Genomic DNA, 9,918 nt, shown 5'->3' on the forward strand with positions numbered 1-9,918 from the left:
CCGAGATGGCGGAAATGCGCGAGTCGCGAGCGGAGTTTTCCACTGTTTGTAAGTTCACGATTTGCTCTCCCATGCCTCCATTGCGGCATCGGCGAGCGTCGATTGATTGCGGCGGCGGGCGTACCACTCCACCATTGAGAGAGATTGACCGCTGACGGCGGCGGTCTGAGCGACCGAACAGCCAGCCTCGAGCAGCGCGATGACGGCATTCTTGCGCAGGCCGTGAGGCACGCTCGGCGCACCGGCGGCGGCTGAGAACGCTTTGAGGATCTTCCGCGCGTTGTCATCGCGCATCGGCTTTCCGTGCCCCGTCAGGCAGATTTGACCCTCGCCCCGTCGGCGGCTGGCGAGTTCGGCTTTGAGCGCGCTGTGGATCGGGATGCTGAGCGGCTTCTTCGTCTTGTCCTGGACGACCTCGACACGATCGTCCGCCACGTCAGACCACTGCATCTTGAGCACATCGCCCAGCCGCTGCGCAGTATAGTAGAGCAGGTTCACGAGGAGCCGTACGGCGTCATCTTCAGCGGCCAAGCCCGCGCGGAGAACCGCAGTAGGCCATGGCTCGTGCTCGCCACCAGTCATCCGCGCAATACCGTCGCACGGATTCTTCGGCATGTGGTCGCGATCAACCGCCCATGCGAACAGCGCGCCGCTTGTCCGCAAGAAGGCGTTCGCCGCACCTGGCGTGGCGCCCATTCTATCAAGCAGCGTCCGCATGTCGCCTTTCGTGATCCCGGTAACTGGCGCGGTCGGCAGCGCCTTCTCCAGACGACGAAGGTAAATGTCGTACAGCTTCTTCGACGCCGGCTTGAGCGTGCTATAGGCCACGCTGCGCTGATACAGATCGACCAGTACCGGCACGGTCATCAGCGCCGACTTCACCTTCCGGTTGCGGTGGCCCATCAGGGCGGCATAGCTGCCCCCGAACCCGTCGGCGCGAAGCGCCGGTAGGCGCGTCATCAGGCGCTTCCCGTCGACCACTTTGCCGGTGTCGAAGTACAGATACTCCTTACCCTTCGAGCGCACACGCTTCACATATTTGGGGAGATCATGCGGCACTGCGCAGCCCCGGTTGATCCTTGCGCCAGTCATTGCCCACGCCCGACATCTCATCGAGGCTGGTATCCAGGGCAGCACGGTCCCACCGCGGCCCGCCGGCCATCGCCACCGAAATCGGCAGGCGGCCAGCGAAGACCTCGGCGTCGAACTGCTGCGGTGTCAGCTCGCAATACTGGGCGGCCGTCGATCGCTTAAGCATGCGGGGCCAATACGGTGCTGCGCTCATAATACCGTTGCCCAACGTCCTGAGAGAATAATGAAGCATCGGTCAGCGAGCTGGCGATTCATGTCGCGAGACAGGCGTATGCCGCGTCGTAAGGCGTTCCTGCGGGAGGCCCACTGGTGAAACTTGACACGCCCTACCCGGAGGACAAGGGGTCGTAGGCACGGAAAAGGCGGCTCGATGGTAAGCGAAGACGGCGTATTCGAGATAGAAATTGAACGTCCCGGCGTTCCGGGAGTGGTTGAACCCTCGGTTGTGGTCGTTCGCGGAACCCTATCGCCTGGCGCATTGAGTCGCTTCCGCCGCATCGAAGAAACGAAAGCATCCGGCTCTGCAGGTTCTGCGCTCGAGGCGGCGGTACTGCGGCGCTTGGACAAGCGAGGTGGAAGCCCCAGAGCGCTCGAAGTGACAGTTACCGATTTTAGCGGATAGGAGCGTAGTCGACGCGTCGTCGTTGCAAAGTTGTTGCTAGCAACCACGGGCATATCCCTTCTTAGGTTCACGACAAGGAGCGCAGCGGCCCATGACTAGCCGCGGGCTATCGTTGCCGCACTCCCGGCATTCACCGGGCACGCCGATGGCGATGGGCGCACTCGCCGCACGGATGTTGCGATCGAGCGCGGCCTGCGCGACGTCGTTCGCCATGTCGGCTACGTCAGCCATCAGGCGGCCTTGTCGGTTAGCTGGGCGTCGGCCTCGACAGCGCGCAGCGGGGGTACAGACGTCCTGAGGGGCAGGACCGAGGCAGTCGGGGAAAAGGGGTGGCGCGCGATCGGCCAGGGTCGCCCGCAGGCGGTGTCCCAGATGCGCGCCCAGTTAGGGACGAGCGAGTCCGCGATGATCGCCAGCGACACGCCAGCGATCGTAATCAACGAAGCCCAGCCAAGGGCGTGCATGGCAACGTTCCACGTCATCGACGATCTCCACGATTAAGGATTGCGAGCATGAGCTCGGTCATGACTTCAGGGGTGACTTTGCCGCAGAGGTCGGGCGCCTGCGGGCGGGGCTGCGTGGGCGTCACGACTGAGCCTCACGAGCGGCTCGGACAGCTTGGCCCCATTCATAGGAAGCGACCTGCGGATCGATCGGCTTGTCGACCTCCCACTCCTCACTCTGCCAGACGATCGCCGCGCCGCGCATCGTCACCTTGCGCTGCTGGACCCGCTTGCGGTCCCGGCTGCCCAGAACGAAGATCGTCTTCGGCTTCTTTGCGGTCAGGCTGCAGATGCCGTCCAGGTGCACGGTCTTCTCGTCGACGAGCAGCGAATGCACCGCATCGAGTACGCGCGTGATCATGTCCTCGGCGTCCTCAGGCGGGATACCCCCAGCTGCGATCGCGGCGATCAGTTTCTTATCGGCCACGGGCGAGCTCCATCCACTGGGTCCAGCCCGACGGCAGCACGACCTTCGCCCGCTTGCCGTCCTTCGTGATCATGAGGCACGGAAGCACCACCTCGACCTTCGGGGGCGCCATGAACCAGTTGACCGCGTCGACCTCGCCGGCGCGCAGGATCGTCGCGGTGCGGACGACCAGCGGATCCTTGCCCAGCTTCATGAGCACGCTGACCTGCTGCGTCGTCCAGCGCGAGCCATCCTGTTCGGTGCCCTGCCAGTTCGATGAGGGGGTGCAGACCATCGTCATGCGCTTGCCTTCATGTATTCGCGCCCGGCGCCCGCGGCGTTGATCGTGTCTTTCGCCGCGGCGTTCTTCATCTGAAGGAGCACCATCGATGCGTCGGTCTCGATCGCGGCCCGTTCCATGGCGGACTGAATCGCCTCGAAGGCATTCTCCAGCATCTGCACGGTCGGGCGGCGCTTGTGCTTACGACGCAGGCGGTCGGTTTCCTCGACGAACAGGAGCAGCGTGCGCCACGGCATGTTTAGCGTGCGAGCCTTCGCGATGATGTCGCCCCGGCAGTTGCCGCGCTCGTACTCGAGACGAGCCAAGAGCTTGTAGTCCTTGATCGGGTCCATCGTGCGGAGCTTTTCGTCGACGCCGCGTAGCTGGCTAGCGGTGAAGCGCAGCTGGTCGCAGGCAGTGTCGAGATCCGGGTCGCGGGTCATTGTCTCGGTCACGCGCGCACCATTGGCGCATCGATCCGCGTCCGTGGGTTGCCAGCTACGGCGCGGTTCCATGCAGAGAGGCCCGGCCACGACTTCCAAAGGGTGGCGCAGAACGCCTCAGCGCTGAAGGCATACTTCGCCTGAAACTTGGGCCATCCGAGATCGTCGGTCTGCTCCGCGTGGTGCCCATCGCACATCGGGAGCGTGAAGCGGTCGGCGACCTTTGTGGAGGTACCTTTATCGCGCGCCTCGTCCCAGTGACATGCCCTCATCTACGCGTCCAAGCAAACAATGGCGGACGAGCTCTGCTGCTCGAAGCAGGCCATCCTCGACACGATCAAGGGCTTCCTCGCCGACGGCCTTTTGGAGGAACTCGGGCAGCGGCGTGTGCCCAGCGGTTTCACCGTCGAATACGGTATCGTCGTGGATGCGCTGGAGGCCCTGCCCCTAGTCAAGTGCCATGCCGAGCGCGCGAAGCGGGGGTCAGCTAAAACGACCGGTCAACGTCAGCCACCCGTCAAGCAGGTTGACCGGTCAACGTCGCATGCCGAGGGGGTCAAGCAGGTTGACCCTAACCCTTCTGAACCCTCTCCTTCTACGATTGCTACGCAATCTCCGAAGAAGGACGGGCCGGCAAAGCCGACCCTGCTGCCCGATCATGTTCTCGAAGCATGGAACGACATGGCGGCACGCATCGGGCTGCCCAAGGCCAAGATGACCGCAGAGCGCCGGAAGCTCCTGAACGTCAGGATCCGCGCCTTCTCCGTCACCGACTTCACGGAAGCCATCGAATGCGTCGAGCGGAACCCGTGGATGCATGGCGAGAACGATCGCGGCTGGCGAGCGGACTTCGATTTCTTTCTCCAGCAGAAGAGCTTCGTGAAGCTCGTCGAGGGTAGCTATGACCGAGCATCGTAATCCGCTGATGGACCGCCCCCGCACGACGGGCGCGCTGACCGCCTTCGTGACGGTCGAGGGTGAGCAGGTGCCGACCAACATCCACGATTACTGCGGCTGGCTTAACGCCCGCGAGCGACGCCGGGGAATGTGGGCTGTCATTCAGGCGGGCGACCGGAAGACCGTCGAATGGCGCGCGGAGATCGCCAGCCAAGACTGGATCCGCGAGCGCAACCTGACGCCGAACATCGCGCGGGCAGCATGACACATATCTATAAGAGCAGAGGGTAGGACGATGGCGCGGGCAGCGAAGACCAGCACAAAGATCAAACGGCAGTCGAAGACACCGGCGCAGCGCATGGCTGAGGCGGTGACGTCGAAGGGAGAGGCGATAGGTGCTCCGGCGATCCAGGTCGCGCGGGGCTTTCACGCTATCGTGGACGTGCCACTGCGCGATGCCGGTCGGGTGGTGACCGAGCACACGCTGATCAACCGGGGTGGCACGCCTGTTGCGCGCTGGAAGGCTGCGAAGCTCCTGTCCGATGGCCAAGTCGCCGCGATCGACCACTGCGAGACGCTATGGTCCCGCCTAGGCGGTAAGGCCCTTGTCATGGATCTGGCGCGCATCCCCGGCGCTGGGCAGGGCAACGGGTGGGCAGAGCAGGAAGCCCTCGACGATCTGAAGCGGATCAAGGGCTATGTGCCGCCCAAGTACTGGAGAATTTTCGAGAACGTATGCCGCTTCGACATGGCTGCCGGTTTCGCCGGATCGGACCTGACAACCTGCCGGAATGATCAGGTTAGTGCTGCGCGGACGACCGTGCAGTTCGTCGCTGACATCATCGCGATGAAAGAGCGACTGTTCTGACGATTAACGACTTGGTCCTCCCGCCGAAATTGGAACCTCACGAGTTGCTCCGACTTCCGAACGCCTAGCCTAGGTAGAGGACTTGGGTGCTCTCCCCAGTAGCGGGATCACTATGGCTGCAATTATGGAGCTCAGCCGCTGCTGCCCCGAAAGACCCGGGTGGAGCGAGTCTGAGTAGTACGAAAGCCACGCAGGGTTCGAGTTGCCAATGATTGGGTCGGCCGCAACATCATTGACGACATCAGCACCTGCCGAGTTACCGCGCACAAGGGCGTTGTAAGTCGCTCTTTCCCTTTCCTTTTCGGCACTCCACCCGCCATCTAAACGAGGCAAGATCGTGTTGTGGACAGTATAAAAACCCCCCTGCTGCATAGCGGCAAGGAATGGCATGGCGATTGACCGGTAAAGCGATATTGCGTCTCGCCCCGCGCCAAGGTCATTGGTGCCCTGTTGAAGTATGAAAATCGATGCAGATGATGCTATGTGACGCGCAAGTAAGTCGCCGACGTTGTCATAACCCGACGACATTGTTCTGCCAGGAACGCTATCGTTAAAGATCGAAATGTTGCCTCCTAGGCCGAGATGGTCGATTGCCGCATAATCCCCGGCGCCGGTGCCGTAGCCGATGCTGTCGCCAGCTTGCACGATTAAGCCGGACAAAGGCGCAGCAGATTGGTTGGGCGAGGACGATGGCGTTGACGTTGGCGGCGCCGCTGGCACCGACGAAGCAGGCATTTCGGGTATCGTAGTGATGCCCGACTTACTATTAACGTCAGGCTTACTACCAGAATCAGATCCGCAACCTGTAACGAACAGCGTCACCCCCGCTGACAAAGAGTGCCTAACGAACTGTCGTCTATCGTACATCGTCCGCGCGATCATTTGGCGAGAGCTTTCTCAGCTTCGTGTTGCAATTTCGCAGTCTGCTCGAGAGCGCAAAACCTGTTCGTCCCCTGGCTTTACGGCGCGTTTGACGCACCGCAATCCCAAATTCGCAAATGTTGTGACCTTGGGATAACCGATCGCGGTCAATCAATCAGACCATTGTTAAGGCATGCTTGTAAGAGGTTGACGCGATCACCCCCGCAAGCTACGTAAATAACCAGTTGTTAGAGCCGCGCCCACAGGGGTTGCCGCTCTTGTCGTATGTGCCGCGGAGGGCGTCATGTGACCACACGGTACAAGCCGACTACCGTTGATGTGGTTAAGGCGATCGGCATGCGCGTGCTACGTATCGTCGAGGGCATGGCCTCAAGGGAGCGCAGTTAGCGCTAGATCGAGCAGGACGAGCAAGCAGCGAGCGCGGGTGGGCGAAAGTGTGTCTTACTTGAAGCCGATTTCTAGTTAGTCATCAACAGCGATTACCCTCGCCCTAGCCCGGCGATCTCCGAACCGGTTTAGAGCCCGAAGTTCGGCGACAGCGCCTGAGTATAAGTAGAGTCCAGCGATCAGCAGCACGTTGCCACTGATCCATAGTAGCAATATCCCCAAAGCCACGAGCATGGTCCGACTCCCTTATTGGCAACGTAAGGTGTCAAAGATTAACAACTTGCACGCCGCCTTGAAGGACTGGTCGGGTCGGCGAGTATTCAAACCGCAAGAGCTTACCCTTCGATCTGCCTCGGTTTTGGCGCACGATTGTTGCGTGCCGACGCACCATCAGCATAGGGCCGGCGCGGCCCTTTGGGTCCTTCCGGCCATCCCGGGTAATACGGGGGGCAAAGGCGTGAACGATCCCCAGCTACAACTCGCCAAAGGGGTCCGCACTTAGAATGTCCGCACCCTCCGACACCGTGAGCATTCGTGAGTTTGCCCGCCTCGATGGGTGCAGCGATAAGCTTGTCCGGCGGGCAATAAGTGAAGGAAAACTGCCGGTTTCAGCTGACGGCAAGCTTGATAGATCGCTTGCCGGAACTGGGTGGCGGCGCACCAATCGGCGCGCTGCGGAGGGTGCGGACAGTAGTGCGGACAACGTGCAAATGTCCGCACCTTCTGTCCGCACTCCGAAACGCGGCGCGAAAGTGTCCGCACCTGCGGACCAGCTGCCCGATCCGCTCCGTCTCGACGACGAGGACTTCATTGCCGAGGTGCTCGCCGGCAGGTTCGCCCTCACCGGCGAAGCCGAACGGGTAAAGGAAAACGGACTCGCTGCTCGCAGCCTCCTAGCCGCCCGCCGTGAAGCCGGCGATGTCGTGGATCTTGAAGTTGCCGAGACCCTCTTGTTCAACATGGCGCGGTCGCTGCGTGATGCCTGGCTCAACTGGCCGTCGCGCGTCTCGCCGCTGATCGCCGCCTCCTTAGAGATCGCTGTCGAGCCGCTGCTGGAGGCGCTGAACGAGCATGTCCAGCAGCACCTCGCCTCCCTCGGCGAGCCGGAAGCCGACTTCGCAAACGCCGAGTAAGGACGAACGGCTAGAACGATCGTGGCGGCGAGGGCTTACCCCGCCGCCACATATCAGCGTCCCCGAGTGGGCTGATCGCTTCCGCAAGCTGGCCCCCGAGGCTGGCTCGACGTCGGGCGATTGGTCGACAAGGACCGTAGAGATTGCGCGCGGGCCGATGCTCGCGGTGACCGAGCTCGGCGTCGAGACGATCACGGGCATGGTCTGTACGCAGTTGATGAAGACCGCGCTCATTGAGAACGCGGTCGGCTTCTTCGTTCACCTCGACCCTGCGCCGATGCTCATCGTGCAGCCCAAGGAGGCGGCTGCCGAGCAGTTCTCGAAAGAGCGCATCACCCCGCTCATTCGGGTCACGCCTGTCTTGCGGAAGCTGATCGGCACCAAGAAGACGCGGTCGGCCGAAGAGACGCTCCTGTACAAGGCGTTTCCCGGCGGCTTCCTCGCCCTCGCGGGCGCCGGCAGTCCGGACAACCTGGCGCGTCGCCCGGTCAAGCGCGTGTTCTGCGACGAGACGGATAAGTATCCGATCACCCGCGAGGGCGATCCGATCGGTCTCGCTGACGAGCGCATGGCAACGTACGTTGGGTCGCTGTCGGTGCGGGTTTGTTCGCCGACGATCGAGGGCGAGAGCCTGATCGAAAGCAGCTACCTAGAGGGTGATCAGCGGCAGGCTTCGGTTGAGTGCCCCGAATGCGGGCACCGCAACTTCCTGGACTTCTTCAAGCACATCAACTGGGACAAGGATTACGACGAGGACGGCAACGTCACCGCTCATTATCCCCGAACGGCGCAGGTGCTTTGCGAAGAATGTGGGTGCGGCTGGAATGAAGGCCAGCGCTTAACGGCGCTGGGCACGATCCGGTGGCATCAGACCAAGCGCTTCCGCTGCTGCGGCAAACACGTTGACCCGTTGTTGGCGTACGCGGCGGCTTGGAAGGCTGATCCGGAATGTGATGCCGTCGCGCTGACATGGGATTGGTGGGAAGGCCCGCGGCATGCCGTCTACCGGGCACGCTGTCCGGACTGCGGCACATGGCCGGTGTCCAACGAGCATGCGAGCTTCACGGCGGGCAAAGTGTTCAGCCCCTGGCCGAACGATGCGCCTCCGAAGATTGCGGCGAAGTGGCTGGCAAGTAAGAACGATCCCGACAAGCGGGTGAAGTTCGACAACACGCAGTTAGGCAAGCCGCATAAGCGATCGTCGTCAAAGGAAGTTGTCGCCGAGCTTCTCGCTGCCCGAGCGGAGAACTGGGCGGCCGAAGTGCCCGACGGTGTCGGCGTTATCACGGTCGGTGGCGATACCCAGGACGATCGCGTTGAACTCGAGTTCGTGGGCTGGGGCGCCAACGAGGAAAGTTGGTCACTGCTCTACGTCGTTGTCGAAGGCGATACGTCGAAGAAGGCGACGTGGGACGAAGTTGATCATCAGCTGCTGCGAACGTTCAAACGTGCCGACGGGCGGGAGTTCGCAGTCGACGCGACGTGCATCGATTCTGGCGGTCACCGCGCTAAGGAAGTCTACGAGTTCTCGAAAGCCCGCCTCGGCCGCAAAGTTTGGGCGACGAAGGGCGCATCCGACCGGACTGGCAAGCGATCGCCGCTATGGCCGACCGTCAAGCCTAGCAACCGAACCCGAACCACGTTCAAGCCGATCATAATCGGCGTCAATTCCGCGAAAGACACGCTGCGCGCCCGGCTGACATTCACCGATCCCGGGCCGGGCTACATGCACTTCAGCACGAAGCGCGAACTGGCTTGGTACGAGCAGCTGACCGCGGAACGCCTTGTTCCGAAGGTCGCTAGCGGCCGGGTCTACCAAGTCTGGGACTGCCCAAAGGGCAAGGCAAACGAGGCCACCGACTGTCGCGTCAACGCTATGGCTGCGCTGGCCGGTCTTCTCCAGCTCGGGATGAAGCTGAACATGGTTGTTGCAGCGGTCTCGACCGATCCGGAAGTCGCTCAGGCGGTAGCGAAGCAAAAAGCCGAAGAACGTGCCGCGAAGCCGAAGCCTGAATGGCTCTCGACGAGCGCCGATCAAACCCGCGAACCGACCCCCAAGGCCAAGCGGGCGAAAACGAACCCGTTCACTAGCAATCGAAGGAGGTAGGCGTGGCATATCAGCAATCCGACCTCGACAAGCTGCACCAGTCGTTGCTGGCGGTTGCGATGGGCGCGCAGAAGGTGCGTTTCGCCGACGGCCGCGAGACGACCTTCCAGTCCGTCGAAGCGGTCACCGCGGCGATCGCCGTCGTTGACGCCCAGATCAAGATGCAGGCCAGCGCGAAGAGTGGCGTGCTGCGCCGTCGCGTTCCTTACTACCGTAGCGGGCTCTGACCTTGTCAGATCGCACCTTGATCGATCGGCTCCTGCGCCGGGAGCCGCAGCAGGCAACACCTCCCGCGCCG

13 protein-coding genes are annotated in these 9,918 nt (G+C 62.2%); 6 read left to right on the forward strand and 7 right to left on the reverse strand.

What is annotated here, in order from left to right:
• Positions 1–54: 54 nt before the first annotated feature.
• From E5673_RS12715 to E5673_RS12740, 6 genes are all read right to left on the reverse strand, one after another.
• Complete coding sequence (locus tag E5673_RS12715; RefSeq protein WP_168711621.1) at positions 55–1,035, reverse strand: tyrosine-type recombinase/integrase; 981 nt, start codon at positions 1,033–1,035, stop codon at positions 55–57.
• A gap of 13 nt (positions 1,036–1,048) precedes the next feature.
• The gene (locus E5673_RS19690; RefSeq protein WP_168711622.1) at positions 1,049–1,258 is read right to left on the reverse strand and encodes a hypothetical protein; all 210 of its coding nucleotides are present in this window, start codon (positions 1,256–1,258) and stop codon (positions 1,049–1,051) included.
• 686 nt (positions 1,259–1,944) lie between these two features.
• Positions 1,945–2,196: a hypothetical protein gene (locus E5673_RS12725; protein ID WP_136190290.1), complete on the reverse strand. Its 252-nt coding sequence runs from the start codon at positions 2,194–2,196 to the stop codon at positions 1,945–1,947.
• A 103-nt stretch (positions 2,197–2,299) separates the two neighbouring features.
• Positions 2,300–2,644: a hypothetical protein gene (locus tag E5673_RS12730; protein ID WP_136190291.1), complete on the reverse strand. Its 345-nt coding sequence runs from the start codon at positions 2,642–2,644 to the stop codon at positions 2,300–2,302.
• Entirely contained in the window at positions 2,634–2,924 is a 291-nt protein-coding gene (locus E5673_RS12735) for a hypothetical protein (protein ID WP_136190292.1), read from the reverse strand. Before E5673_RS12735 ends, E5673_RS12730 begins: the two co-directional genes overlap by 11 nt.
• Entirely contained in the window at positions 2,921–3,358 is a 438-nt protein-coding gene (locus tag E5673_RS12740; RefSeq protein ID WP_136190293.1) for a hypothetical protein, read from the reverse strand. The genes E5673_RS12735 and E5673_RS12740 overlap by 4 nt, the downstream gene beginning before the upstream one ends.
• 279 nt (positions 3,359–3,637) lie before the next feature.
• Between E5673_RS12740 and E5673_RS12745 the strand changes: the two genes are divergently transcribed.
• From E5673_RS12745 to E5673_RS12755, 3 genes are read left to right on the forward strand one after another with little or no spacing between them, the layout of a single operon-like run.
• Positions 3,638–4,264, forward strand: a complete 627-nt coding sequence (locus tag E5673_RS12745; RefSeq protein ID WP_136190294.1) for a hypothetical protein — start codon at positions 3,638–3,640, stop codon at positions 4,262–4,264.
• Positions 4,248–4,508, forward strand: a complete 261-nt coding sequence (locus E5673_RS12750) for a hypothetical protein (protein ID WP_136190295.1) — start codon at positions 4,248–4,250, stop codon at positions 4,506–4,508. The genes E5673_RS12745 and E5673_RS12750 overlap by 17 nt, the downstream gene beginning before the upstream one ends.
• Positions 4,509–4,538: 30 nt before the next feature.
• Positions 4,539–5,111, forward strand: a complete 573-nt coding sequence (locus E5673_RS12755) for a hypothetical protein (protein WP_136190296.1) — start codon at positions 4,539–4,541, stop codon at positions 5,109–5,111.
• A gap of 69 nt (positions 5,112–5,180) precedes the next feature.
• Here the strand turns inward: E5673_RS12755 and E5673_RS12760 are convergent, their stop codons facing one another.
• A complete protein-coding gene (locus E5673_RS12760) occupies positions 5,181–5,771 on the reverse strand; it encodes an SGNH/GDSL hydrolase family protein (RefSeq protein ID WP_136190297.1) in 591 nt (196 codons plus the stop codon).
• Between the two features lie 1,112 nt (positions 5,772–6,883).
• Between E5673_RS12760 and E5673_RS12765 the strand changes: the two genes are divergently transcribed.
• The 3 genes from E5673_RS12765 (at position 6,884) to E5673_RS12775 (ending at position 9,847) form a co-directional block, all read left to right on the forward strand.
• Positions 6,884–7,513, forward strand: coding sequence for a hypothetical protein (locus E5673_RS12765; RefSeq protein WP_136190298.1), 630 nt, complete (start codon positions 6,884–6,886; stop codon positions 7,511–7,513).
• An 88-nt stretch (positions 7,514–7,601) separates the two neighbouring features.
• Complete coding sequence (locus E5673_RS12770) at positions 7,602–9,620, forward strand: terminase gpA endonuclease subunit (protein WP_247599682.1); 2,019 nt, start codon at positions 7,602–7,604, stop codon at positions 9,618–9,620.
• Positions 9,621–9,622: 2 nt separating this feature from the next.
• Positions 9,623–9,847 (forward strand): hypothetical protein, encoded by a 225-nt coding sequence (locus tag E5673_RS12775; RefSeq protein WP_136190300.1) that lies wholly within the window; start codon positions 9,623–9,625, stop codon positions 9,845–9,847.
• Positions 9,848–9,918: the final 71 nt, after the last annotated feature.

Origin of the sequence: Sphingomonas sp. PAMC26645 (assembly GCF_004795835.1) — a bacterium.
Taxonomy (GTDB): Bacteria; Pseudomonadota; Alphaproteobacteria; order Sphingomonadales; family Sphingomonadaceae; genus Sphingomonas.

Excerpts from the sequence above, each read along its gene's own strand:
- E5673_RS19690 (WP_168711622.1), bottom strand. The coding sequence starts at position 1,258 with ATGCTTAAGCGATCGACGGCCGCCCAGTATTGCGAGCTGACACCGCAG.
- E5673_RS12725 (WP_136190290.1), bottom strand. The coding sequence starts at position 2,196 with ATGACGTGGAACGTTGCCATGCACGCCCTTGGCTGGGCTTCGTTGATT.
- E5673_RS12735 (WP_136190292.1), bottom strand. The coding sequence starts at position 2,924 with ATGACGATGGTCTGCACCCCCTCATCGAACTGGCAGGGCACCGAACAG.
- E5673_RS12745 (WP_136190294.1), top strand. The coding sequence starts at position 3,638 with ATGGCGGACGAGCTCTGCTGCTCGAAGCAGGCCATCCTCGACACGATC.
- E5673_RS12750 (WP_136190295.1), top strand. The coding sequence starts at position 4,248 with ATGACCGAGCATCGTAATCCGCTGATGGACCGCCCCCGCACGACGGGC.
- E5673_RS12755 (WP_136190296.1), top strand. The coding sequence starts at position 4,539 with ATGGCGCGGGCAGCGAAGACCAGCACAAAGATCAAACGGCAGTCGAAG.
- E5673_RS12765 (WP_136190298.1), top strand. The coding sequence starts at position 6,884 with ATGTCCGCACCCTCCGACACCGTGAGCATTCGTGAGTTTGCCCGCCTC.